Origin of the sequence: Roseovarius sp. MBR-6 (assembly GCF_040547525.1) — a bacterium.
Taxonomy (GTDB): domain Bacteria; phylum Pseudomonadota; class Alphaproteobacteria; order Rhodobacterales; family Rhodobacteraceae; genus Roseovarius.
Genome location: NZ_JBEPPW010000001.1, coordinates 1 through 24,709, shown reverse-complemented (window position 1 = coordinate 24,709; position 24,709 = coordinate 1). Strand labels below are relative to the sequence as shown.

Here is a 24,709-nt window from a genome sequence, read left to right as displayed (position 1 = left end):
TTTCAGGCCCGATCAGTCAGGCAGGGCGAATACGGTCAACTGACCACCCAGAGCGGTATAGTCGCTGAGCGCGGCATAGCCGCCCACGGCACCCAGACCGTCATTGGGGTTGGTCAGGCCCGCCGCAAGGCCGATCCCGGCCCAGCCGCCGACACCCGACAGGATACCGACATACTGCTTGCCGCCCTGCTCATAGGTCATCACGTTGCCGATGATGCCCGACGGGGTCTTGAAGCGGTAAAGCTCCTCGCCCGTCTCGGCGTGCACGGCCTTGAGATGACCTTCGAGCGTGCCGTAGAACACCACGTCGCCCGCAGTGGCCAGCGCGCCAGACCAGACCGAGAACTTCTCGGGGATCGACCACTTGATCTTGCCCTCGATATTGTCCCAGGCGATGAAGTTGCCCATGCCGCCATGGCTGTCCGGCGCGGGATACATCGCCAGCGTGGCACCCACATAGGGCTGACCGGCGGTATAGCTCACGCGGAACGGTTCGTAGTCCATGCAGACATGGTTGGTGGGCACGTAGAACGTTTCCGTCCGGGGCGAATAGGCCGCCGGCTGCTGGTCCTTGGAGCCAAGCGCCGCCGGACAGATGCCGGTGGAGTTCACGTCCTCGCCGTTCTGCGCGGTCGAATACTGCGCCACCACCGCCGGACGCCCGAAGGTGGCCGAATTGGGGTCCATATCGACGCCCGTCGTCCAGTTCACCGCCGGATCGAATTTCTCGGCCACGAGCAACTCGCCCGTCACCCGGTCGAGCGTGTAGCCAAGACCGTTCCGGTCGAAATGGGTGAGCAGCTTGCGCTTCTCGCCGTTGATCTCCTGTTCCGTCAGGATCATCTCGTTGACGCCGTCGTAATCCCATTCGTCATGGGGCGTCATCTGGTAGACCCATTTCGCCTCGCCCGTGTCGATGTCGCGCGCGAAGATGGTCATCGACCACTTGTTGTCGCCCGGACGCTGCGCCGGGTTCCAGGTCGAGGGGTTGCCGGACCCGTAGTAGAACAGGTTCTCGTCCAGATCGGCCGAATACCAGCCCCAGGTGGTGCCGCCGCCGATCTTCCACTGATCGCCTTCCCAACTGTTGAGCGAGCTGTCGGCGCCCACGGGCTTGCCGAGCGCGGTGGTTTTTTCCGGATCGAACAGAAGCTGATCGTCAGGGCCGACCGAATAGGCGCGCCACAGGCGTTCGCCGGTGGCGAGATCATAGGCCGTGACATGGCCCTGAACCCCGAATTCGCCGCCCGAGATGCCGACGATGACCTTGTCCTTGACGGGCAGAACGGTGGCGGTGTTGGTCTCGCCGATGGAGGGATCGCCATTCGTGGCCTCCCACTCGACCTGCCCGGTATCCGCGTTGAGCGCGACGATCTTGGTATCGGCCTGGTGCAGGATGATCTTGCCATCGGCATAGGCGACGCCGCGGTTGACGGTGTCACAGCACATCACCGGAATCACGTCCGGATCCTGGCGCGGCTCGTATTTCCACTTGATCTTGCCCTCATTGGCCAGATCGAGCGCATAGACGATGTTCGGGAACGGCGTGTGCACATACATCGTGTCGCCGATCACCAGCGGCGAGCCTTCGTGCCCGCGCAGCACGCCGGTCGAGAAGGTCCAGGCAACCTGGAGGTCATCGACGTTGTCGGCGTTGATCTGGTCGAGCGCGGAATAGCGCTGGTTCTTGTAATCGCCGGTCTGGATAACCCATTGCTTCGAGTCGTTCATCTTGGCGACGAGATCATCGTTTGCCATGGCCATGCTGGCCGTGCAAAGCGCGATCCCGGAGGTCAAAAGCGTGAGCTTTCTCATTCTTGCTCCTCCCTGAGCAGCGGCAGGACTGCCGCGGTTAGGTGACGACCGTTTCCGCCGGAAACGGCCGTCCTTCGCTTGCGGTGGCGGGCCGGTCTCTCCAACGCCCCGCCGCCGCAATCTCGCCGCGACCTAGTTCGAGAAGGTCGCGAGATAGGCGATCACATTGGCGCGCTCTTCCTCCTTGCGCAGCCCGGGGAACGCCATTTTTGTTCCTTTGGCATAGTCCTTCGGATTGGTGAGGAAGGCAGCAAGCTCTTCCTCGGTCCAGACCGCGCCAGATGCGCCCTTTTCCGTAAGCGTGTCGGAATATTTGAAATCCCCGACCGACGCGACCGCGCGGCCCACCACCCCCGTCAGCACGGGACCCACGCGGTTCTTGGCATCGTCGCCGACCATGTGGCAGGCCTTGCACTTGTTGAACACCTTCTCGCCAGCAGCGGCATCGCCCTCTGCCGCAGCCATCAGCGGCAGGGCGGCAAGGCAAAAGCTGGCAATGGTCAATCGTTTCATTCAGTCACTCCCTGAGGTTGTTTGCCTGTCAGGCGTTCAGCATGCCACGCGACGTGATCGGCGGCAAACGAAGATACGAAAAAATAGGAATGGTCATAGCCCGCTTGCAGCCGGAATTGCCCCGCCTGCCGCCGCTTCGCCATCGCCCCGGCCAGTGCCTCGGGCATCAAGAGATCAAGGAAGTTGTCGGCAGTTCCCTGATCCACAAGGATATCTCCCTTCCAGCCCCGCTCCTCCAGCAGCAGCACGGAATCGTGATCGGCCCAGGCGCTCTCATCCTCTCCGAGATAGGCACCCAACTGCTTGCGCCCCCAGTCAGAGCGCGTGGGATGCGCGATCGGGGCAAAGGCCGAGAGCGAGCTGAACATCTCCGGGTTGCGCAGCGCCAGCGTGAGCGCGCCGTGACCGCCCATGGAATGGCCGGTGATGCCGTGCCGGTCGGCCAGCGGAAACGCGCCCATGACCAGCCCACGCAGGTCGCCCAGGACATAGTCATACATGCGGAAATGCGGTGCCCAGGGCGCACGGGTGGCATTCACATAGAACCCCGCCCCCTGCCCCAGATCATAAGCCCCGTCATCGGCCACACCCTCGCCGCGCGGGGAGGTGTCGGGAAAGATCACCGCCACCCCATGCCGCGCCGCATGTTCCTGAAATCCGCCCTTGACCATGGCATTTTCATGCGTGCAGGTCAGACCCGACAGATACCACAGCACCGGCACCGGGCCATCCGCGACCTGTGGCGGCAGGTAGAGGCCGAAGGTCATGTCGCAATCGCACACCTCCGAGCGGTGCCTGTAGACACCCTGCACACCACCGAAGCTTCGGTTTTCGGAGACGGTTTCCAAGCTCAATACTCCACCACCGCGCGAATGCTCTCGCCCCGGTGCATGAGGTCGAAGCCGTGGTTGATCTCGTCAAGCGTCAGCTTGTGCGTGATCATCGGGTCGATCTCGATCATGCCGTTCATGTACATGTCGACGATCTTGGGCACATCGGTGCGCCCGCGTGCGCCGCCGAACGCCGTGCCGCGCCAGACCCGGCCGGTCACAAGCTGGAAGGGCCGTGTGCTGATCTCGGCCCCGGCAGGTGCCACGCCGATGATGACGCTTTCGCCCCAGCCCTTGTGCGCGGCCTCGAGCGCCGTGCGCATGACATTCACGTTGCCGGTGGCGTCGAATGTGTAATCCGCGCCGCCCCCGGTCAATTCCACCAGATGCGCCACCAGATCGCCCGTCACGTGCTTGGGGTTCACGAAATCGGTCATGCCGAAATGCGTCGCCATCTCGACCTTGCCGGGGTTGAGATCGACGCCGACGATCTGTTTCGCGCCCGCCAGCCGCAGTCCCTGAATGACATTGAGGCCGATGCCGCCCAGCCCGAACACGATTGCGGTGCTGCCCAGTTCCACCTTGGCGGTATTGATCACCGCGCCGATGCCGGTGGTCACGCCGCAGCCGATGTAACAGATCTTGTCAAAGGGCGCATCCTTGCGCACCTTGGCCAGCGCAATCTCCGGCACAACCGTGTGATTGGCGAAGGTCGAGCAGCCCATGTAGTGATGAATGGGCGTGCCGTCGAGCATGGAAAACCGCGTCGTGCCATCGGGCAGAAGGCCCTGACCCTGTGTCGATCGGATGGACTGACACAGGTTCGTCTTGGGGTTGAGGCAATAGTCGCATTCGCGGCATTCGGGCGTGTAGAGCGGGATGACGTGATCACCCACCTCAAGGCTCGTCACCCCCTCGCCCAGCTCAACCACCACGCCCGCGCCCTCATGGCCGAGGATGGCGGGAAAGATCCCTTCGGGATCGTCGCCCGAGCGGGTGAACTCGTCGGTATGACAGAGGCCCGTGGCCTTGATCTCGACCAGAACCTCGCCTGCGCGGGGCCCCTCGAGATTGACCTCCATGATCTCCAGAGGCTTGCCTGCCTCCACTGCAACTGCCGCTCTCGTTCTCATGTGATCCTCTTGTTTTCAAGTGTGTGACAATGGCCCGATGATGGCGCGCCATACACTCACTGTCCACGGCAGTATGCGAGTGAGCCCGCGCGCCGAACAATTGCGACCTTGGTAGGTAGTGCGCGCGGTGGACAGGGCACCGAGGCTTCCGCATAGTGAGACCAAGAGGAGATTGCGCGATGAAACAAGGACCCTGCCCCGCCCCGCTCCGACGTCTGGCCGCGCTCGCGCTCGCAGGCATGATCGCCGCCGGGCCGGGCATGGCCGCGGATTTCTCCGATCCCACATGGCCCTGCATCCAGCGCAAGGTGGGCGCGCTCTCCGTCGGGCTGATGTGGCCCCATCCGATCCCCGACGAGGTGCCGGGCGATCCCGCTTTGCGGGCCGAGATCGACGCGTTGGCCGCGCGCCTTGCGCTGCGCCGTCTCGACCCCGAGGCGCTGCGCCCCGAGATCGTCGGCTTTGCCGCCCGCCATGACGGGTCTCCGGAAATCCTTGGCCGGGTCTTTGCGCAGGCGTTCGATACGCTCTCGACCCGTCGCGGGCATGTGATCAAGGGGATCGAGAATTTTTCGCTCAGCCAGATTGCGCTGGCCGAGCGCGTCAAGGCGGCGCGCGCCGAGATGACGGGCCTCATGGCTTCCGACAGCCCGGATTTCGACCGGATCGACGCGCTCGAGGAACAGATCGACTGGGACCAGACGATCTATAGCGACCGGCAGACCACCATCACCTATCTCTGCGAGACGCCGGTGTTGATCGAACAGCGCCTGTTTGCACTGGCGCAGATGCTTCAGGGCGCACTCCGCCCGCCGGGCTGAGGCGCGGACGCTATCCGAGCGCCTTGGCCAGACGCGGCAGGCGCGCCTTTTTCAGAAGCGGGCGCATCTCCCACTCCCGCGCCGAAAGGTGCCGCGCGGTCGCCAGCACCTGCACCGCCACGCCGCCCACCATCGCCGGTTGCGCCTGCCAGATGCCGTGCAGAAACGCATCGGGATCGGCCCGCCACAGCCCCTCCTCGGCCAGGATGTTGCGCGGGAAGTCGCGCGCATTCAGCGTCAGGATACCGTCGGCATGACCCGCGACCGCGGCCGCCAGGACATGAATATCCGCCGGGTCCGGCAGGTAGAGCCGTGCCTCGAGACCGGGCGGACAGGTGATGCAGCCACGCGGCCAGCGCGCCGCCATGCGCGCGGCCTCGGCCTCGGCCTGCGCGCGCCCCTCGGGGCCGTGCCGCGATGCCGTATGCTGCCATTCTCCCAGCAGGCGCGGCGACCAGAGTGGATCAAACGCCCCCGCCGCCGCCACCCCCAGCAGCATCTCGCGCATCACCGTGGGATAGAGCAGGCAGGCGTCCAGAACCACCTTCATAGGCGAAAGAACAGCGCCTTGAGATAGCCCGATTCGGCCAGTTGCGGATGCAGCGGATGATCCGGTCCGGCAAAGCCCGTGCGGATCAGCGCCCCCGCCCGCCCCGCGCGCCCGATGCCACGGGTGCAGGCGGTGCGGAACCGCGCCAGATCGGCGGCGTGGGAACAGGAGCACAGGCCCAGATACCCACCCTCGGCCACAAGACCGGCCGCCAGCCGCGCCACCCGCTCATAGGCGCGCAAGCCCTTATCCAGCGCCGGTTTCGAGGGCGCAAAGGCGGGCGGATCGCAGATCACCACATCAAAGCGCGCGCCTTCGGCCGCCAGCGCCTCCATCACCTCGAACGCATCGCCGCGCCGGATTTCGAGCCGCGCGCCCATCCCCATGCGCGCCGCCCCCTCGCCCGCCAGATCAAGCGCGGGCTGCGAGCCGTCGACCGCCAGCGCGCTATCCGCACCCCCGGCAAGGCAGGCAAGCGCAAAACCGCCCACATGGCTGAACACGTCGAGCACCCGCGCGCCCTGCGCCAGCCGTGCGGCAAAGCGGTGATTGGGGCGCTGATCATAATAGAGGCCGGTTTTCTGACCACCTGTCAGATCGGCCATATAGGTGGCCCCGTTCATCGCCACCGGCACCGGACCACCCGGCGCAGAGCCGGCCAGAACCGCGCTTGCATCGTCGAGACCCTCAAGCGCGCGCGCGCGCCCCGAGGCGTTCTTGAGCACATGCGCCACACCCGTCACCGCCTGCACGGCGGCGGCCAGATCGGGCAAGAGCGCCTCGGCCCAGGCGGCATTGGGCTGGATCACCGCCACATCGCCGAAGCGGTCGATCACCACGCCGGGCAGGCCATCGGCCTCGGCATGGACAAGGCGGTAATAGGGGGCATCGAAGAGCCGTGTGCGCAGCTCCTGCGCGCGGGCAAGGCGCGAGATGAGCCAGTCGCGGTCGATCCGCGCGGCCGGATCACGGTCGAGCATCCGCGCCATGATCTTCGAGGCAGGATTGACCGCGACCACGCCAAGCGCCGCGCGCACATTGTCCTCCAGCACGGCGATCGTGCCGGGGGCCAGCGCGCGCGTACGCCGGTCGATCACAAGCTCGTTGTCGAATACCCAGGGGCTGCCGTGGCGGATCGCGCGGGCATCGGTCTTGGGCAAGAGGCGTATAACGGGATAAGGGAGCGGTGTCATACCGCCCCCTTTAGGCCCTTTGTGCGGGCTGGGAAAGCTCAGATACGGTTGAGCGTGCGCAACATGGCGACCGCTTGCGCCGGGTCGCCACCCCCGGTGGACAGCTCCTCGCGGATCACCTGCGCCAGATGCTCGGTGATGCGCACCTTTTGCGTGATCCCCTTGCGTTCGGCGTTGATCGCCTCTTGCCCGCCAAGCGCGCGAAAGCTGGCATCGACGGATTTCGGCGCGGTGAGCACGGCACCGGTCGCGGCATCGCGCAGCACATAGCTGAACCTGATCCCGTGCCGTCCGCCGACGGTATAGCGCGCCTTCTCGCTCAGCGCGTGAAACCGCTCCAGTTCCACATCGAGCACGACCGGCACCGTGCCTTGCGGCAGGCTGGACGCGCCTCGGTCAAATGCCGTCTCGAGGATGGCCTTGACCTGTGCGTGACGGTCGCCGCGCGCGTCCTCGCGCCAGACGATATCGCCGGACGGCAAATAGCGGTTGGCCTCCGAGACCTTGAGCGATTTCGGCACCGATACGCGGATCTCCTGCACATGGATCGGCAGCGCGGCGGGCGCGCTCAGCAACCCGTCAAGCGGTGCGTTGCGGCTGGCCGTCTCGGGGCTGGCACAGGCCGCAAGGCCAAGGCCAAGCATCAGCGCGGCACCAAGTTTCACGATACGCATGTCACACTCCATCGGCTGAGCCTTGTTTCTCACCCCATGGATGCGCGCCGAATAAGGCGCATTTTAGACGAATCCGGTGCATTCCAGCGGCGGGACTCTCCGGTCAGTCGCGCGGTCGCGAGCGCCAGCCTCCCCGGCGGCGCGGGCGCGCGGCGCTCTCCAGCCCCTCGCGCAGAACGGCGGTCATCGGATGATCGGGATGGTCGGGTGCGTGGCGGGCGATCAGCGCCTCCAGTGCGCCGCGCACCTCCTCGCCCTCGGGCACCGCCAGCGCCCAGTCAAGAAAGATAGACCGGCATTCCCCCGGTCCGATCCCCTCGATCCGATATGCCTCGCGGATGAGGCCTTTCGCGTCATGCACCTCGCCGCGTGCCATGGCCTAGCCTTCCCTTTCCCCAAGCGCCCGGTCGATGACCTTGGCCGCCGCCCCGCAGAACTCGCCCAAGCGCCGCTGCAGCGCCTCAAGGCTCTCTGCCCCGGTCTCGCGCAAGACAAGCGCCGCCCCCCCCTCGCCGATCCGGTCCGGGGCCAGCACCGCGCCATTCAACAGCCGCGCCACCATCTGCACCTGCCAGCAAAACGCATAAGCCTGCCCCAGCGCTGCGCCATCCGCGGCATCCATCCAGCCGGTTGCGACAGCGCCCTCGAACCCGGCCGCGACATCGCGCGCGCCCTGCCCCGCCAGCAGGTTGCCCGCCTGTGCCACCAGCTCCTGCTCCATCAGCCGCCCCGGCCCGAGCTTCACATCCCATGCCCCCTCGGGCGGCTTGGCACCGGCCACGCGGGCGCGCATCTCGGCCACGGCGCGGATCACGTCGCCCCGCGCGTGCCCGCCCGCCAGAAGGCCTGTGCGAAACGCCTCGACATCGCGCGCAAGGCTCTGCTCGCCGCAGATCACCCGCGCCCGCGTCAGCGCCAGATGCTCCCAGAGCCACGCCTCGCCCTGCTGATAGCTGCGAAAGGCGGGCCAGCTTGTCGCCACCGGCCCCTGATTGCCCGACGGGCGCAGGCGCATGTCCACCTCGTAAAGCCGCCCCTCGGCCATCGGCGCGGTCAGCGCGGTGATCATCGCCTGCGTGAGACGTGCATAATAGGGCCGGGGTGCCAGCGGGCGGCGCCCGTCGGACCCGTCCGCCCCTTCGGCGTCATAGATCACGATGAGATCAAGGTCAGACCCGGCATTGAGCCGCCCCGCCCCGAGCGAGCCCATGCCAAGCACCACCGCGCCGCGCCCCGGCGGCATCCCGTGCTTCTCGGCAAACTGCGTGATCACCATGGGCCAGAGCGCGCCGATCACCGCACCCGCCAGATCGGCATACTGCGCCGCCGCCGCATCGGCATCGCTCAGGCCGCGCAGGTGATGCACGCCCACGCGGAAATGCCATTCCTTGTGCCAACGCCGCGCCTGATCGAGCGCGCGCTCGTAATCGGCCTCGGCCTGCATGAGCGCAGAAAGGTCCCGCTCAAGCGCCGCGCGCCCCGGCCATGGCGCAAAGAAATCCCCCGCGATCACCGCGTCGAACACGGCGGCATTGCGCGAGAGATAAGCCCCGAGCGCAGGCGTGGTGCCGACGATATCCACCAGCAGGTCGATCAATTGCGGATTGGCATCGAAGAGCGAGAACACCTGCACACCGGCAGGCAGCCCGCGCAGGAACCCGTCAAAGGCCAGAAGCGCCTCGGCCGGATTGGCGGCGCGGGCAAGCCGCGCAAGGATCTCGGGGCGCAGCCGCTTGAAGATCTGTTGCGCGCGCTCGGACCGCAGCGCCGGATAGCCGCGCCAGCGCGCGATCACCTCCTCGTCGAATTGGGTTTCAGGGGCGGGTGCCGGCGCGGCACCGGTCGCCTCCTGCCGGAAGAACCCCTCGATCATCTCATCCACGGCCAGCAACCGCTCGGTGATCTCCGCGCGCAATTCCGCCACGTCACACCCGGTGAAGGCGGCAAGGCGGTCGAACTCCTCCGCCGTCGTGGGCAAAAGATGCGTCTGCGCGTCGCGCAGCATCTGCACGCGGTGTTCGATCTCGCGGTGAAAGCGGTAATGTGCGGTCAGCGCCTCCGCCGCCTCCTGCGGCACCCAGCCTTTTTCGGCCAGCCGCGCCAGCCCCTCGACCGTGCCGCGCACCCGCAGGTCGGCATCGCGCCCGCCCGCGATGAGCTGCCGTGTCTGGGTGAAGAACTCGATCTCGCGGATGCCGCCGCGGCCCAGCTTCATGTTGTGCCCTTCCAGGGTGAGCGTGCCGCCCAGCCCCTTATGCTCGCGGATCGCCAGCCGCATGTTGTGGGCGTCGTCGATGGCCGCGAAATCGAGGTGCCGCCGCCAGACAAAGGGCCGCAGCGTCTCGATGAACCGCGCGCCCGCTTCCCCGTCGCCCGCGGCCGCCCGCGCCTTGATCCACGCCGCGCGCTCCCATGTGCGGCCAAGGCTCTCGTAATAGGTCTCGGCGGCGGCCATGGCCATGCAGACGGGTGTGACGCCCGAATCGGGGCGAAGCCGCAGGTCGGTTCGGAACACATAGCCCTCGGCGGTGCGGTCGCCCAGCATCGCCGCCATCTTGCGCGTGGCACGCACAAGACTTGCGCGCGCCTCGTGGAAATCCTCGCGCCCAAACCGCCCTTCATCGAAGAGGCAGATGAGGTCGATGTCAGAGCTGTAATTGAGTTCATGCGCGCCCATCTTGCCCATGGCAAAGACGGCCATCCCCGCGCCGCTGTCCAGATCGTCCTCGGTCATGCCCGGCAGCTTGCCGCGCCGGATCTCGGCCCCGAGGGCGGCACGCAGCGCCAGATCACAGGCCAGGTCGGCGAAATCGGTGAGATGCCCGGTGACCTGCTCCAACGGCCAGACGCCCCCCAGGTCGGCCAGCCCCGTCAAGAGCGCCACGCGCCGCTTGGCCATCCGCAGCGCGCTTGGCAGCGCGTCGGGGGCGGTTTCGCGCAGGTCGTCGTAAAGCGCGGCCAACGCCGCCTCGGGGGCCAGTGCCGCCTCGATGAGCCACGCCCCTTCCTGCATCACGAGCGACTTCAGGAACGGGCTGCACCCCGCCGCCCCCGCCACCAGATCGGCCAGCGGACCGCCGAGGCCGGGGACATGGGCGCGCGCCTCCGCGCCCTCGGAGGGCTCGAACGGGCGCGGGCATCGGGTGAGGTGGCTGGCAAATGTCATGCCCGCGAGTGATACAGCCACGGCGGGTCTGGTCAATGGCAAGGCCGCGTGAAAAACTCACCCGGCACCGAGACAATACCGACAGGAGACCGATGAGCAAAAGTGTCGCCCGCGTCCGCCGCGCCCTTGCCGAGGCAGGGCTTGATATCGAGCCGGTCGAGATCGGCGACGCCACCACCGCGCAGATGGCCGCCGATCTTGTCGGTTGCGACGTGGCGCAGATCGCCAAGTCGATCATGTTCCGCGACGAGGCGAGCGGCGCGGCGCTGCTTTTCGTCACCTCGGGCGCGCACCGGGTCGATGCCGCGCGCGCCTCTGGCGTGGCGGGGGCCCCTCTGGGCAAGGCCGATGCGGCGCTCATCCGGGCGCAGACGGGCTTTGCCATCGGCGGGGTGTCGCCCGTGGGGCACCTCACCCCGCCGCGTGCGTTCTTCGACCCCTATCTGCTTGAATTTCCAGAGGTCTGGGCGGCGGCGGGCACGCCGCGTCATCTTTTCGGGATCGCGCCCGCGCGGCTGTTGGAGATTTCGGGGGCGGAGGTGGCGGCGTTCACGGGGTGAAGGAGGGCCCAGGGTGCGGTTTCGTTGACGATCCGCGCGGGGCCCCTATCCCTCCGCCAGCCCCCGTGCCAAGGCGCAGAACTGTTCCAGCCCCACCGTCTCGGCCCGATCCGTCGGCTTGATCCCGGCCGCGATCAGCCGGTCCTCGATATCGGGGGCCACGCCCTTCAGGGCCGCGCGCAGCATCTTGCGGCGCTGGCCAAAGGCCTGCGCCACCACCCGTTCCAGCACCCGTGGATCCGCCGGATAGCGCGGCGCGGGCAGCGCGGTCAGATGCACCACCGCGCTCGACACCTTGGGCGGCGGGGTAAATGCCTCGGGCGGCAGGTGCATCACGATCCGCGCGTCGCACCGCCATTGCGCCAGAAGCGCCAGCCGGCCATAGGCCTTGGCACCGGGCCGCGCCACGATCCGCTCGGCCACCTCGCGCTGGAACATGAGCGTGAGCGACTGCCAGAAGGGCGGCCAATCGGGCGGCGTCAACCAGCGGATCAGCAGTTCCGTGCCCACGTTATAGGGCAGGTTGGCGACGATACGGATGGGCGGCGAGAGATGCGCCAATGGGTCGAACCCGAGCGCATCGGCATTGAGCACCGTCAGCCGCCCCTGTGCTGCCCCGGCGATCTCTTGCAGCGCGGGCAGACAGCGCGCGTCCTTCTCGATGGCTAGCACATGGCGCGCGCCCTCCATCAGGAGACCCCGCGTGAGGCCGCCCGGACCGGGGCCGATTTCCAGCACGTCGCAACCCGAGAGATCGCCCGCCTGCCGTGCGATCTTGGATGTCAGGTTCAGGTCCAGAAGGAAATTCTGCCCCAGCGACTTGCGCGCCGAAAGGCCATGCGCGGCGATGACCCGGGCCAGCGGCGGCAGGTCGTCAAGCGCGCTCATGCCCGCGCCCGCGCCAGCGTATCCGCAAGCCGCAGCGCCTCGATCAGCGAGGCGGGATTGGCGCGCCCCTGCCCCGCGATGTCGAGTGCCGTGCCATGATCGGGCGAGGTGCGGATGAAGGGCAGGCCCAGCGTCACGTTCACGCCCCGGTCGAAATCGAGCGTCTTTACGGGGATGAGCGCCTGATCGTGATACATGCAAATGGCCGCGTCATAGCCCGCGCGCGCGGCCACGTGAAACATCGTATCCGCCGAAAGCGGTCCGCGCAGGTCCATCCCCCCGGCGCGCAACCGGTCCAGCACCGGCGCGATCACCTCGATCTCCTCGCGCCCCATGCGCCCGCCCTCGCCCGCGTGAGGATTGAGCCCCGCCACCGCCAAACGGGGGGCCGCAATCCCGAAATCATGGATGAGCGCGGCATGGGTGATGCAGATCACCTCCTCCAGCAGAGCGGGTGTCAGCGCCTGCGGCACCTCCTTGAGCGGGATGTGGATCGTGGCGGGCACGACGCGCAGCGCGGGGCTGGCCAGCATCATCACCACCCGGCCCACCCCGGCCAGATGGGCGAGATATTCGGTATGGCCGGGAAAGGCGAAACCCGCCCCCTCCTGCAAGGCGTGCTTGTGGATGGGGGCCGTGCAGAGCGCGGTTGCCTCTCCGCCCTGCACCAGCGCCACGCCGCGCGCGATCACGTCGATCACGGCCTGGGCCTGTGCGGCCTGCGGCTGGCCGGGGGTGCGGGGGCCGGGAAAGGGGTGGGCCAGCACCGGCAATACCCCGACCACCGCCGCCGCCTCCGATGGCCGCCCGATCACCGCCACCGGCACGCCCTCGGGCAGATGCGCCGGATCGCCGATCACGAAGAAGGGCACGGACCCGCGCAAGGCAGACCATGCGCTTGCGGCAATCTCGGGGCCGATGCCCGACGGCTCTCCGCAGGTGAGCGCGATCACGGCTCGACGATCCGCGCCTCGGCCTTGAGCTGTTCGAGATATCCGTCTGCCAGCGACTGGATGCGCTGGTTACGGATGAAGTTGGTGAGGTTTTCCACGGTCGGCGCCTCGCCGTCGATCAGGGGCGAGCGCCCGCACAGCATCAGGAACACAAGGGTTTGACCGTTCGCGCGGGTGAGGTTGGTCGAAACCTCGCCGGGATCGAGCCGGGCGAGTTCGGCGGCGATATCGGCGGGGATATCCTCGGGCGGCAGGGATCCGCGCTCCAGAACCTCGGGCGGCTGCCCGAAAGCCACGCCGTAAAGGTCGTCGCAGGTGTCGACCGAGGCACGGACCTGCGCCGCGCGCGCCAGAGCCTGCTCGCTGCGACCGCCGGGGATGTAATAGGCGGCGTATTCGATGGCGGAATAGCGCGGCGTGGGCGGCTCGCCCTCCGCGATGTCGCGCAGCATGATGAGCGCGATACCGCCCTCGATGGGCAGCGGATCGGAAATCTCGCCCGGTCCGAGGTCAAGCGCGACCTGACGCAGAACCGGCGGCAGATCCGACAGCGCCTGCCAGTTCATGCGCCCGCCCGCGCCGGCCGAGGGCGCGGCGGAATGCTGGCGGGCAAAACTGGCAAATTGCGCCTCGCTCTGCGCGGTTGCGATTCGAGCGGCCAGCGCCTGCTTGGCCTCGGCATCCTCGAGGCTGATGACGGGCAGGACGATTTCCGACAACAGAACCCGAACCGGCGCCCCCCCCGAAAGCGCCCGTGTGGCGCGGTCGATCTCGGCCTCGGAGACCGAGACGCTTGAGGCGAAGCGCGCCCGCGTGAATTCGCGCCAGGTGATTCCGGCCTCGACGAAGGCCCGGAACGACTCCTTGGAGACGCCCGATTGTGCCAGACCGGCGATGAGTTCCTCGGCGGTCATGTTGGCGCGTCCGGCAAATTCCTCCATCCCCTCGGTCACGAATTCCTCGGGAAGGTTCATACCGATCGCACGGGCCGCCTCCTGCTTGAGGCGTTCCTCGATGAGTTGCTCACGCGCAAGGCGGTTGGTGTCGCCCGGTGCGCGAAACAGCGTCAGCATCCGCGCGCGCTGTTGAAGCTCGTAGCGCGTCACCGCCATGTCATTGACGAAGATGACCGGTGCGAAAAGATTCTGCGCCCGCGCCGGAGCCTGCGGCAGGGCGAGAGCCAGGATCAGCGCCAGGCTGAACGCGACAAGCGCGTGCGGGAAACGGGTAAGGCTCGGGGTCATGCTCATGAGGTCCTGCATTTGCGAGTGTAGCTTGTGTCGCGGGTCCCGCTGCTAAAGCCGCGCAGCCCGATCACAAAGCCGAAATTCGTCTCGGGATCAAGGATAGTGGACGAGGTGAACCGGCGCGAGACCGAAAAGGTGATGTCGACACATTCGTTGGTGTAGGTCAGGCCTGCCCCCGCGCGGATGCTGCGTTGATCCGTGGTATCGAAGCGCCACTCGCCGCTGGCCGTCCAGTGATCGGCAAAGCGGTAACTGCCGTCGATGGCCCATTCGGAGATGGTGTCGGGGCGGTTTTCGCGCGGGTCTTTTTCCAGCCAGATATAGGTGGCCCCGATATCGGTGCGCGGATTGCGCCAACTGCCGCGCGCTTCGGCCTTGGTCACCTCGAACCCGTCGTCGAAAAGGCCGCGCGCGGTCAGCACAAGGCCGCTCAGGTTGCGGAACTGTCCGGCCAGAAGCAGGTCGGAGGTGCGATCACTCAGGCCCGAGGACGGGGTAAAGCTGCTCAACCCCGACTTTTCGCGCAAGCGGTCGTCGCGATAGACCTGCCCCACGGCAAAACGCCCCTCCCATCCGGTCGGATCAATGCGCGAATAGCTGGCGCCATAGGCCGCGCTCAGGCCGCGCTCGCGCCGGTCGGGTGCGACGAAACGCGAGATGTTGAAAAGATTGCCCTCGTCGAATTCGATCACCGTGTTTTCGTCATTGGGAATGTTCGGGTTCGATCCGCCCGACCACGCCACCTGCATCATCGGCTCGATGACATGGGTCGCACCATTCCCCGCGATCTTCTGCAAGGGCCAACGCAGTTGAAGCGCGGCGCGGGGGGTGATCTCGGTGGCCTCCGAGTCGGCCGTCTGGCCGATGTCGCGCAGTTCGAAATGATCGAAGGCGAGACCCGTCTCTATCCGGGCGATCACCCCCGCGGGCAGCACCCATTGCCGCATCCAGTCCGCCTCGACGGTTAATCGCGCCATGTCGCGCCCGTCGGCGAACGGATCCGTGTCTGGTCCGTCGGTGCTCAGGCTCGAATTGCGCTGATGGCCATGGGCCAGCGCGGTCAGCCGCACCTCGCCTCCCAGCCAGCGCGGGAAGAGCCGCCGCTGATACTCGCCATTGGCGGCAAGGCTCGGCAGGGTCGAGTTCTCTTCCCCCAATCGCAGGGTGCGGAAATGATCGAGCGCGAGGCGCACATACTCGTCGCGCCGCGCCCGCTCGACCGAAATGCCGCTCTGAAGCCGGTCCTTGTCCGAGAAATCGTGATCGAGCAGAAATGTATCGTCGCTCGTGTATTCGATGCCGAAGCGCAGCACGAAATCGCGCGGCAGATCGAAGCGCCCGGTGGCGAAGACATAGCCGCGCGTGCCCTCGTTGCTGAAATCATCATCGGCAATCGCGCCGTTGAATTCGATCTCGCCACGGCGGAACATCTGGCGATAGCGCAATTCCAGCCGCTTGGAGTTGGTCGCATAAAAGGGCGCGATGGTCAGGTCGCGGTGCTCTCCCAGCGTGATGAAATAGGGCACCCGCACGCCCGTTCCCAGAAGGCTCGAATTGACCACGGAGGGGGTGAGGAACCCGGTCGCGCGCTTGACCGACCCATCGGGCAGGCTGAGGCGCGGCAGGTAGAAAACCGGCGTGTCAAGCACGCGGAACTGTGCGTTGTAGAAGTAAAGCCGGTTCTTGTCCTGATCGTGCACAAGCCGCTCGGCGCGGATCTGCCAGAGCGGCGGGCGGCCCGTGTCGCAGACCCGGCAGGATGTGACCGTCGCCTTGTAAAGCTCGTTGAGGCGTGCATCCGTGCGGCGCATCTCAAGGGCGGCAAGCTGAAGCTGCTCGTGCATCACCACCCGCGCACCGCGCAGGATGCCGTCGGACAGATCGGTATCGAGCGCGGCACTGTCGGCCAAGACCACGGTCTCGGTGCCCTCGCTGAGGCTGAGCGGGCCGGTGATCGTCAGCCGGTCGGTGGCGCGGTCATAGATCACCTCTCGCGCGGTCAGCCGGCGGCCCTGATAGAGCGCCTCGACATTGCCGCTTGCGATCAGGCGGTTATCGGCGGTCAGGCGCACCTCGTCGGCCACAAGCATCGCCATTTCGGCCGGCGCCTCTTGCGCTTCCAGCGGCGCACTCCACGCCAGAAGGGCAAGGGCAAGGGCAAACACGCGCCGCATCAGCCATCCTCCAGATGCAGGATGATCCCGAGCGCAAGCAACAGCGCCGCCACCGGCGGTGCCCAGGCCGCCAGCGCCACGGGTATCTGTCCGTTCTCGCCAAGGATCTGCGCGAAATTGCGGATGTAGTAAAGGCCGAAGCCCGCGATCACAGCAAAGAGAACCTTGAGCCCGACATTCGCGCCGCGCACATGACCGATGGTGAAGGCCGCCGCCATCAACACCAGTGACACCAGAAACAGCGGGCGGGACAATTCGCTCTGGAACCAGACCGCGTAGCGGCGCGCGGAAAAGCCCGACGCCTCCATCTGCGAAATGAAGCGCGGCAATTCCCAGACCGGGATGAAACGCGGCCGACCGAAGCTTTCGAGGATTCGATCCTGCGTAAGATCCGACGGCAGCGAAATCGCCGCCTGCCGGTCGGCCTCGGCCTCGGGATTGGTGCCGCGTTCCAAGTTCCAGATCTTGGCGTTCTCAAGGCTCCATGCGCCGCGTTCCAGCCGCGCCACCTCGGCGTTGATGCGCCTTTGCGGCGTCCCGTCGCGCGCGAATTCCAGAAAATTCGGCCCGTAGAGCGTGCCCAGATCAGAGCTTGCCCGCTCGGCAAAGATCACCGTCTGACCGTCCGCATCGCCCTGCCGCAGCCACAACCCCTCATCGGAGAGCGCAAAGGCCGCCGTCTCGACCCCCTTGTAGCGGTTGGAGAGATCATGCTCGCGCTTGGAGGCGGCGGCGACGATGGGATTGCCCACGGCGACCACGAGAACACCCAACAGGAAGGTCGCCACGACCGGGGCCATCAGGCCCCGCAGCGCCGAGCGCCCCGCCGCGCGCAAGACCACAAGTTCGGACGAGCGCGCCATACGCACGAAGAGCGCCACCGAGGCAAGGATCACCACCAGGGGCAGGATCTCGTAATTGGCCCAGGGCATCGACAGCGCCACGAGGCCCAGAACCTGCCCGAGCGGCAGGTTGGGGTGATCCCCCAGCGAATCCATCAGTTCGATCAGCGCCATGACGGTGCCCAGGGAGAGCGCCACGCCAAGCACGCTGAACAGGAACCGCCGCGCGAAATAGACATGCAGGATCATGTCGCCGCCTCTGCGCGCCTGCGCCGAAAACCTGACATGACCCAGGCCCAGACCACAGGATGATGCGCCAGCCACAACAAAAAGAGCGACAGCGCGACCCCCGCGAGCACGGGCAGATAAAGCAGCGGCCAGAGCGCGGCAGTCGACATGACCGGCCCGAGGCTTGCGCTGCGCGCCACCTCGACCCCGACCAGAAGCCCGAAGGCCACCAATACCTGACGCCAGACGCCAAGCCGGTTATAGGCCCCCACCATCAGCGTGCTGAACCCGACAAGGGCCGCCACGATACACATGAGTGCGGCGGTAAAGCGGCCGTGAAGCTCCACCATCACCTCACCGGGGCTTGCGCCCGTGCGCTCGGCAACGCCACCGGGATCGCGCAAAAGCTCTGCCGTGCCCGCGAAGGTCACCTTGTTGAGGTTGATCCCGCTGCGGCTGAGCAGGCTGGTGATGTCATAGGAAAAATCGTCGAAATGCGTCACGAAGAGCCGCGCGTCCGCAACGCGGACATTCTGCGCCAGCCCCGAGACCATCACCAACCGCGACCCCGCCCCGTCCGACACCAGATAGGCGCGCGAGGAGGTATAGGTCATGGTCCTGTCGGGGTCGCGCCGGTCCGACAGGAACACGTCGCGCAATTCGCCCTCGGGGGTGATCTGCCGGATATAGAAGGTGATGCCGGGTGCGGGGTGCAGGAATTCACCCTCGCTCAGCAGCCTTGCCGCGACATTGGCCGAAATCTCGCTCTCGCGCAGGCGCAACTGGCTCAGGCTGCCCGGGATGAGCATATGCGCAAGCAGGCTCATCATCAGCGCCACGATCACGCCAAAGACCAGCACGGCGCGGCCCAGACGAAAGGGCGAATACCCGGTGGCCTGAATGACGGTCAACTCGCTCTCCGACGAGAGGCGATGGACCACATAGACCGCGGCGGCAAAGGCCGCGATCGGCAACATGCCGCCGATCACCGTCGGCAGCGTCAGCGCCGTGAATTCCAGAAACACCCATGCCGGCTGGCCATCGCCAATGAGCTTGTCGAACATGCGCACCGCCTTGTTGATCCAGAGGATCGAGACAAGCACAAGCGCGAAAAAACCGAACAAAACCATCAATTGCGACAGCAAATATCTGTCGAATCTGGTCAACGCGTCCCCCAAGTCAGCAGTTCTGACCGGCAACCTAGCCGAAACATGCGCCGGGGAAAACTGCTAACTGGCCATTGGCGAACGGGCGCGCTAGGTCTGGAAAAACCACCGGACAAAAGGGAGACGCCACCATGACCGCAATCGCCGATCTGCGCTTTGCCGAAACCGATCTTGATGCCATCGCAGGGGCTTTGGGCCGCGTCGCGGTCTTCGTCACGCCCGACGGCAAGCTCGACGCCGAGGGGCGGCGCGTCAACCGGCTGATGCGCGGGGGGCTCAACCGGCTGATCGAGGGCGGGGCGCTGGCGAAGAAGGCGGCAGGCGACGTGATTTCTCTGGGCTGGCCCGCAGGGTTGGCGGCAGAGGCGCTTGACGTGGTGGTGCTGCCACGCAACGCCACCGTGGACGAGAGCCGCCGCGCCGGTGTGGCGCTTGGCCGCGCCAAGGGTGACAAGGCGCTGACCATTCTCGGGGCCGCGCTCAGGCGCGCGGGAGAGGTGGCGCTCGGCGCGGTGCTGCGTGGCTATGACTATGCCGCCCACAAGACCGGCGACAAGACCGCGCCGGGCGCGATCACCGTGACCGTCAAGGACCCGGCCGAGGCCGAGGCGGCCTTTGCCCCCGCGCGCGCCGTGGCCGAGGGGGTTTTCCTCACCCGCGATCTGGTCAACGCGCCCGCCAACCACCTGACCACCACCACGTTTGCCGAAGAGATCAAGGGGCTCGCGGGTCTGGGCCTCAAGATCACCGTGCTTGAGGAAAAGGACCTCGAAAAGCTCGGCATGGGCGCGCTCCTTTCGGTCGGACTTGGCAGCGCCAGCCCCACCAAACTTGCCGTGATGGAATGGCAGGGTGGCACCAAGGGCGACGCGCCGCTGGCGCTTGTCGGCAAGGGCGTGGTGTTCGACACCGGCGGCATCTCGATCAAGCCCTCGGCGGGGCTTGAGGAAATGACCATGGACATGGCGGGCGCGGGCGTGGTCACGGGCGTCATGCGCGTGCTGGCGGCGCGCAAGGCGCGCGCGAATGTGGTGGGCCTTGTCGGGCTCGTGGAAAACATGGTGTCGGACCGCGCCACGCGGCCCGGCGATGTCGTCACCTCGATGAAGGGGGACACGATCGAGGTCATCAACACCGATGCAGAGGGGCGCCTCGTGCTGGCCGATGTGCTCTGGTATGCGCAGGAAACCTATCGCCCGCGCGGCGTGATCGACCTTGCCACCCTCACGGGGGCCTGCATCGTCGCCCTCGGGCATGAAAACGCCGCAGCACTGTCGAATGACGATGCGCTCTGCGACGCGGTCCTCAAAGCCGCGAAATCCGAGGGCGAGGGCCTGTGGCGGCTGCCGCTCGGCAAGGCCTATGCCGACATGATGAAAAGCCGCATCGCCGATGTGAAGAATTCGGGCGGGCGGCCTGCTGGCACGATCACCGCGGCCGAATTCCTGCACCGCTTCATTCAGGACGGTGTGCCATGGGTGCATCTCGACATTGCCGGGGTGGCCAGCGTGGGGGCCGAGACGGCCTATGCCCCCAAGGGCGCGTCGGGCTGGGGCGTCATGACGCTTGACCGGCTGGTGCGCGAGATGTTCGAGACGGATTGATGGGGGCCGCCTATTTCTATCACCTGACCCGCCGCCCGCTGGAGGAGACCCTGCCGCTGCTGCTGGAAAAGGCGCTTGGCGCGGGCTGGCGGGTGGCGGTGCGCGGGGTTGACGCCGCGCGTCTGGACCGGCTCGACGCGCGGCTCTGGCTTGGCCCCGAGGACGGGTTCCTGCCCCATGGCCGAGCGGGCGGGCCGCATGATGCGCTGCAACCCGTGCTGCTGACGACCGATACCGACTGTCCCAACGGGGCCGCCTGCGTGATGGCGGTGGATGGCGCGCCGGTCGCGACCGAGGAAGTGAAGGCGCTGGAGCGCGTGTGCATCCTTTTTGACGGCAATGACGGGCGGGCGGTCGAGGGCGCGCGCGCGCAGTGGCGCGCCCTCACCGGTGCGGGCTGTGCCGCGCAATACTGGTCCGAAGCGTCGGGCCGGTGGGAGAAGAAGGCCGAGGCCTGATCGTCCCCCTGCCCGTCTCAGCCCAGCAGCCTGCGCGCGATGACCTGCGCCTGAATCTCTGCGGCCCCTTCGAAGATGTTGAGGATGCGCGCATCGCAGAGGATCCGGCTGATCGTGTATTCCAGCGCGAACCCGTTGCCGCCATGGATCTGGAGCGCATTGTCCGCCGCCGCCCAGGCCACGCGCGCGCCCAGAAGCTTCGCCATCCCCGCCTCCAGATCGCAGCGCCGCCCGTGATCCTTTTCCCAGGCCGAGAAATAGGTGAGCTGGCGCGCCACCATGATCTCGACCGCCATCATGGCAAGCTTGCCCGCGACACGCGGAAACGCGATCAGCGCGCGCCCGAACTGCTTGCGGTCCTGCGCATAGCGCATCCCCACATCGAGCGCGGATTGCGCGACGCCCACGGCGCGCGCGGCGGTCTGGATGCGCGCGCTCTCGAACGTTTCCATCAGTTGCTTGAATCCCTTGCCCTCCTCCCCGCCAAGAAGGTTCTCGGCCTTGACGTGGAACCCGTCAAAGGCAAGCTCGTACTCCTTCATGCCGCGATAGCCCAGAACCTCGATCTCGCCGCCGGTCATGCCGGGGGTGGGGAACGGGGCCTCATCGGTGCCCGGTTCCTTCTCGGCCAGAAACATCGACAGGCCGCGGTGATCGGTCGTGTCGGGCAGCGTGCGCGCCAGCAGCGTCATCACATGGGTGCGCGCGGCATGGGTGATCCAGGTCTTGTTGCCGGTCACTTTCCAATCGCCATTGTCGTCGCGCACCGCGCGGGTGCGCAAGGCTCCGAGGTCCGACCCGGTATTGGGCTCGGTAAATACCGCCGTCGGCAGCGTCTCGCCGCTGGCAAGGCGCGGCAGCCACTTTTCCTTTTGCTCGTCGGTGCCACCACAGAGGATCAGTTCGGCGGCGATCTCGGTGCGGGTGCCAAGGCTACCCACGCCGATATAGCCGCGGCTCAACTCCTCCGAGACCACGACCATCGACGCCTTGCTGAGGCCCAGCCCGCCGAATTCCTCGGGGATGGTCAGGCCGAAGACACCCATCTCGGCCAGTTCGTCGATGATCTCCATCGGGATCAGCTCATCCTTGAGGTGCCATTCATGCGCGTAGGGTTCGACCTTCTCGACCGAGAAGCGGCGGAACTGCGCGCGGATCATCTCCAGCTCTTCATCCAGCCCGCTGCGCCCCACGGTGATCTCGGCGGCGCGCTCCTGCATCAGCGCAACAAGGCGCAACCGCGCCGCCTGGGTGTTGCCCTGGGCGATGAGCGTGCGCACCTCCGGCGTGCGGAACCGCGACAGCGCCCCCTCGTCAAGGCCAAGGTCGGCAAGGCGCAGCACCTCGCCCTGATTCATGGCAATGCCACCCGCGATCTGGGCCAGGTATTCGCCAAAGGCGATCTGGTGGATAAGCTGCTCGACCTCGCTGAACGTGCCTGCCTCCGACAGCCGCGTGGCCCAGCCCTGCATCTGGCGCAGCGATTCGACATAGGTGGCCAGCCAGGCAAGACCGTGCGTGGCGCTCTGTTCGGCATCCATCGCCGCGCCCGAAACGCGGCCATCGCGCGTGACAGCGGTGCGCACCGCGTCCTTGGCCTCTGCCAGAAGGGTTTCGGCGGGCCCGATCGCCGCGCCGGCAAGCGTCAGAAGATCGCCGATAAGGGTGGGTTGGGCCATCGCAATGTCCTGTCCGTCATGCGCCATGAATCGCATCCTTTCCTGTTTGCCGGAGTTCTATCTATTATGCAGATGCAGCGCAACTATTATGCCAATTGTCGCAGGGTTTTGTTCGAAAGTTGCGTGTTGATATTTTGCAGCGCGGCGCTAACGGGTGTGCTAACGATTGGCGATGGACCCTATCCTGTCAGATTTTCCGCTCTGGATCACGATCTTTGCCGTGGCCGTGGCGGTTCTTGCCGGGATCATCAAGGGCGTGGTGGGCTTTGCCATGCCGACGGTGCTGATGGCGGGCCTCAGCACGGTGCTGCCGCCCGACCTGGCGCTGGCCGGGCTGATCCTGCCGACGTTTCTGAGCAATCTGTGGCAGGCCTTGCGACAGGGGGCGCGGGCGGCGCTTGCGTCGCTCAGGCAGATGCGGGTCTTCCTGATCGCGGGCGGCGTGGTGATGGCGGTGGCGGCGCAGCTTGTGCCCTTGCTGCCGCCCTGGGCGATGTTCCTGATCATCGGGCCGCTGATCACGCTCTATGCGCTCGGCACGCTGATGGGGCGCGGGCTGCGGGTGGCCCCGGACGCAGGCGGGCGCGGCGAGGCGGGCATGGGCGCGCTGGCGGGTTTTTTCGGCGGCATCTCAGGCATCTGGGGGCCGCCCACGGTGGCAATGCTGATCGCGCGCAACACCGAGAAAACAGAACAGATCCGCGTGCAGGGCGTCATCTACGGGCTGGGCTCGGTGCTGCTCCTGGTCTCGCATCTGGGCTCGGGGGTGCTGCGGGCCGAAACGCTGCCGCTGTCACTCGCGCTGGTGCCCCCCGCCCTCCTCGGCGTGCTGATCGGCTTCCGGCTTCAGGACCGTTTGGACCAGGACATGTTTCGCAAGATCACGCTCTGGGTTCTGCTTCTCGCGGGGCTGAACCTCATCCGGCGCGGCGTGCTTCTCATGTGACACGCTCCGCGCGGTTCTCCCCTTGCCAAGCCCGCCCGTCCCCGTCTATGAAGCGCGGCACGGAGCGGTGGCCGAGTGGTCGAAGGCGCACGCCTGGAAAGTGTGTAGGCGGGAGACCGTCTCCAGGGTTCGAATCCCTGTCGCTCCGCCACATTCAGACACCGAATCCGTCCAAGGGCCCCGATTGGGGCCTTTTTTCTTTTTGTTACAAAGGGCGTTGGCAGGGCCTTCCGCCCTTCGGAGACCGGGCGCTTGACGCAGAACGGGTCTCCGAATGGCACGTGTCTCTCTTCGAGCGCCCCTCGACGGCCACGGGGCGGCGTAAAACATCCTCGCATTTCCAATGGGTTGCCGCGTTCATGGGTTCGTCTTGTTCGCGAGATAATCCGGTGACGGAGACGGACACGAAGGCGCAGGGCGGTGAGAAGGCCGGCTCCGTGGCGGCCGATCCCCAAGTCAGGCGGCAGCGTTCGAAACGAGACAGGACCCTGCCGGAAGTCTCTGATGACAAACAGACTTCGCGACCATAGCCTGGCGAAATGTCGAACGGTCCTTGGACAGATGAAGAGAACGACCTGATCGTCGCGGATTACTTCGCGATGCTGGTCGATGATCTCGCCGGGAAGCCTTTCAACAAGGCACCGTCATACCGACAGCTCGCGGACCGGATCAACCGCTCGGCCAAGGCGATCGAGTACAAGCACCAGAATATCAGTGCAGTGCTCAAGGCGCTGGGTGAAACTTGGCTGACCGGTCTGGCGCCTGCTTTCAATTTTCAGGGGTCGCTAGAGCATGCGGTCCTGCGATGGTTCAATTCTCATCCGGACTGGGTGCTGCGTGCGCCGGCCCCTCGTCCCCCCTCTGGCCTACGCGAGGCGGCGCAGGTCTGGATCGGGCCGCCGCCGACGCTGTCGAACCAGCCGCCGCCACAGGAGCTGGACCAGATGCTGCACATCGCCAGAAAGTTCGACGTGGCGGGCCGGGACGAGCGCAACCGGGCCCTCGGCCGCGCGGGCGAGGAGCGCGTGCTGGCGCATGAGCAGGCGGTGTCCGTCGTCGAATGATTTGGAACAGGCGGCGTGATTTTGGTCTGGAGGGCTCCGGCTCTGTTGGTTGATGTTATGCTGCTTGGCGCTGATGGATCAAGCGGCGGTTCTGGATGGTCTGTGCTTTGATCTTCTCCCTTTCTGCCAGGATTGCCGGGCCGCGCCCGAAGTAAACGTCGGCAGGTGTCAGATTGCCGAGGCTTTCGTGATATCGGTGATGGTT

Annotated in this window: 21 protein-coding genes, 1 tRNA gene and 2 pseudogenes; 7 read left to right on the top strand and 17 right to left on the bottom strand. The window is 66.5% G+C overall.

Annotated features, from left to right (window positions below):
- Positions 1-12: 12 nt before the first annotated feature.
- From xoxF5 to ABIE57_RS00105, 4 genes are all read right to left on the bottom strand, one after another.
- Positions 13-1,815: a lanthanide-dependent methanol dehydrogenase XoxF5 gene (gene xoxF5 / locus ABIE57_RS00120; protein ID WP_354536949.1), complete on the bottom strand. Its 1,803-nt coding sequence runs from the start codon at positions 1,813-1,815 to the stop codon at positions 13-15.
- A 132-nt stretch (positions 1,816-1,947) separates the two neighbouring features.
- Positions 1,948-2,328, bottom strand: a complete 381-nt coding sequence (locus ABIE57_RS00115) for a c-type cytochrome (protein WP_354536948.1) — start codon at positions 2,326-2,328, stop codon at positions 1,948-1,950.
- Complete coding sequence (fghA, locus tag ABIE57_RS00110) at positions 2,325-3,182, bottom strand: S-formylglutathione hydrolase (RefSeq protein WP_354536947.1); 858 nt, start codon at positions 3,180-3,182, stop codon at positions 2,325-2,327. Before fghA ends, ABIE57_RS00115 begins: the two co-directional genes overlap by 4 nt.
- The gene (locus ABIE57_RS00105) at positions 3,179-4,291 is read right to left on the bottom strand and encodes an S-(hydroxymethyl)glutathione dehydrogenase/class III alcohol dehydrogenase (protein WP_354536946.1); all 1,113 of its coding nucleotides are present in this window, start codon (positions 4,289-4,291) and stop codon (positions 3,179-3,181) included. Before ABIE57_RS00105 ends, fghA begins: the two co-directional genes overlap by 4 nt.
- A 179-nt stretch (positions 4,292-4,470) precedes the next feature.
- Here ABIE57_RS00105 and ABIE57_RS00100 point away from each other — a divergent pair, with 179 nt between their 5' ends.
- Complete coding sequence (locus ABIE57_RS00100) at positions 4,471-5,112, top strand: hypothetical protein (RefSeq protein ID WP_354536945.1); 642 nt, start codon at positions 4,471-4,473, stop codon at positions 5,110-5,112.
- Positions 5,113-5,122: 10 nt separating this feature from the next.
- On the opposite strand, the gene ABIE57_RS00095 is transcribed toward ABIE57_RS00100, so the two are convergent.
- The 5 genes from ABIE57_RS00095 to ABIE57_RS00075 form a co-directional block, all read right to left on the bottom strand.
- On the bottom strand, positions 5,123-5,662 hold the full coding sequence (locus ABIE57_RS00095; RefSeq protein WP_354536944.1) for an RSP_2648 family PIN domain-containing protein: 540 nt from the start codon (positions 5,660-5,662) through the stop codon (positions 5,123-5,125).
- Positions 5,659-6,855: an RSP_2647 family RNA methyltransferase gene (locus ABIE57_RS00090; RefSeq protein ID WP_354536943.1), complete on the bottom strand. Its 1,197-nt coding sequence runs from the start codon at positions 6,853-6,855 to the stop codon at positions 5,659-5,661. Before ABIE57_RS00090 ends, ABIE57_RS00095 begins: the two co-directional genes overlap by 4 nt.
- Before the next feature lie 38 nt (positions 6,856-6,893).
- Complete coding sequence (locus tag ABIE57_RS00085; protein ID WP_354536942.1) at positions 6,894-7,529, bottom strand: DUF6778 family protein; 636 nt, start codon at positions 7,527-7,529, stop codon at positions 6,894-6,896.
- A gap of 103 nt (positions 7,530-7,632) precedes the next feature.
- Positions 7,633-7,905 (bottom strand): hypothetical protein, encoded by a 273-nt coding sequence (locus ABIE57_RS00080; protein WP_354536941.1) that lies wholly within the window; start codon positions 7,903-7,905, stop codon positions 7,633-7,635.
- Between the two features lie 3 nt (positions 7,906-7,908).
- Entirely contained in the window at positions 7,909-10,695 is a 2,787-nt protein-coding gene (locus ABIE57_RS00075; protein ID WP_354536940.1) for a [protein-PII] uridylyltransferase family protein, read from the bottom strand.
- Between the two features lie 92 nt (positions 10,696-10,787).
- Here ABIE57_RS00075 and ABIE57_RS00070 point away from each other — a divergent pair, with 92 nt between their 5' ends.
- Positions 10,788-11,255: a YbaK/EbsC family protein gene (locus ABIE57_RS00070; RefSeq protein WP_354536939.1), complete on the top strand. Its 468-nt coding sequence runs from the start codon at positions 10,788-10,790 to the stop codon at positions 11,253-11,255.
- A gap of 45 nt (positions 11,256-11,300) precedes the next feature.
- On the opposite strand, the gene rsmA is transcribed toward ABIE57_RS00070, so the two are convergent.
- From rsmA to ABIE57_RS00040, 6 genes are read right to left on the bottom strand one after another with little or no spacing between them, the layout of a single operon-like run.
- On the bottom strand, positions 11,301-12,143 hold the full coding sequence (gene rsmA / locus ABIE57_RS00065; RefSeq protein WP_354536938.1) for a 16S rRNA (adenine(1518)-N(6)/adenine(1519)-N(6))-dimethyltransferase RsmA: 843 nt from the start codon (positions 12,141-12,143) through the stop codon (positions 11,301-11,303).
- Positions 12,140-13,096 carry a 4-hydroxythreonine-4-phosphate dehydrogenase PdxA gene (gene pdxA, locus ABIE57_RS00060; RefSeq protein ID WP_354536937.1) on the bottom strand — a complete coding sequence of 319 codons (957 nt, stop codon included), beginning with the start codon at positions 13,094-13,096 and terminating at the stop codon, positions 12,140-12,142. The genes rsmA and pdxA overlap by 4 nt, the downstream gene beginning before the upstream one ends.
- Positions 13,093-14,346: a peptidylprolyl isomerase gene (locus tag ABIE57_RS00055; protein WP_354536936.1), complete on the bottom strand. Its 1,254-nt coding sequence runs from the start codon at positions 14,344-14,346 to the stop codon at positions 13,093-13,095. Before ABIE57_RS00055 ends, pdxA begins: the two co-directional genes overlap by 4 nt.
- Positions 14,343-16,517, bottom strand: coding sequence for an LPS-assembly protein LptD (locus tag ABIE57_RS00050; protein WP_354536935.1), 2,175 nt, complete (start codon positions 16,515-16,517; stop codon positions 14,343-14,345). Before ABIE57_RS00050 ends, ABIE57_RS00055 begins: the two co-directional genes overlap by 4 nt.
- Complete coding sequence (gene lptG / locus ABIE57_RS00045) at positions 16,517-17,608, bottom strand: LPS export ABC transporter permease LptG (RefSeq protein ID WP_354536934.1); 1,092 nt, start codon at positions 17,606-17,608, stop codon at positions 16,517-16,519. The genes ABIE57_RS00050 and lptG overlap by 1 nt, the downstream gene beginning before the upstream one ends.
- Positions 17,605-18,732, bottom strand: coding sequence for an LptF/LptG family permease (locus ABIE57_RS00040; protein ID WP_354537364.1), 1,128 nt, complete (start codon positions 18,730-18,732; stop codon positions 17,605-17,607). The genes lptG and ABIE57_RS00040 overlap by 4 nt, the downstream gene beginning before the upstream one ends.
- A 152-nt stretch (positions 18,733-18,884) precedes the next feature.
- Between ABIE57_RS00040 and ABIE57_RS00035 the strand changes: the two genes are divergently transcribed.
- Positions 18,885-20,357: a leucyl aminopeptidase gene (locus tag ABIE57_RS00035; protein ID WP_354536933.1), complete on the top strand. Its 1,473-nt coding sequence runs from the start codon at positions 18,885-18,887 to the stop codon at positions 20,355-20,357.
- The gene (locus ABIE57_RS00030; RefSeq protein ID WP_354536932.1) at positions 20,357-20,815 is read left to right on the top strand and encodes a DNA polymerase III subunit chi; all 459 of its coding nucleotides are present in this window, start codon (positions 20,357-20,359) and stop codon (positions 20,813-20,815) included. The genes ABIE57_RS00035 and ABIE57_RS00030 overlap by 1 nt, the downstream gene beginning before the upstream one ends.
- Before the next feature lie 17 nt (positions 20,816-20,832).
- Here the strand turns inward: ABIE57_RS00030 and ABIE57_RS00025 are convergent, their stop codons facing one another.
- Positions 20,833-22,521, bottom strand: a complete 1,689-nt coding sequence (locus tag ABIE57_RS00025; protein WP_354536931.1) for an acyl-CoA dehydrogenase family protein — start codon at positions 22,519-22,521, stop codon at positions 20,833-20,835.
- A gap of 145 nt (positions 22,522-22,666) precedes the next feature.
- Here ABIE57_RS00025 and ABIE57_RS00020 point away from each other — a divergent pair, with 145 nt between their 5' ends.
- The 3 genes and pseudogenes from ABIE57_RS00020 to ABIE57_RS00010 form a co-directional block, all read left to right on the top strand.
- Positions 22,667-23,440 (top strand): sulfite exporter TauE/SafE family protein, encoded by a 774-nt coding sequence (locus ABIE57_RS00020; RefSeq protein ID WP_354536930.1) that lies wholly within the window; start codon positions 22,667-22,669, stop codon positions 23,438-23,440.
- A gap of 61 nt (positions 23,441-23,501) precedes the next feature.
- Positions 23,502-23,591: transfer RNA gene (locus ABIE57_RS00015), tRNA-Ser, on the top strand.
- A 388-nt stretch (positions 23,592-23,979) separates the two neighbouring features.
- Positions 23,980-24,486 (top strand): annotated as a pseudogene (locus ABIE57_RS00010) (protein NO VEIN domain-containing protein); the annotation flags it as partial.
- 73 nt (positions 24,487-24,559) lie between these two features.
- Here ABIE57_RS00010 and ABIE57_RS00005 read toward each other — a convergent pair.
- Positions 24,560-24,709, bottom strand: a pseudogene (locus ABIE57_RS00005) (IS3 family transposase); the annotation flags it as partial.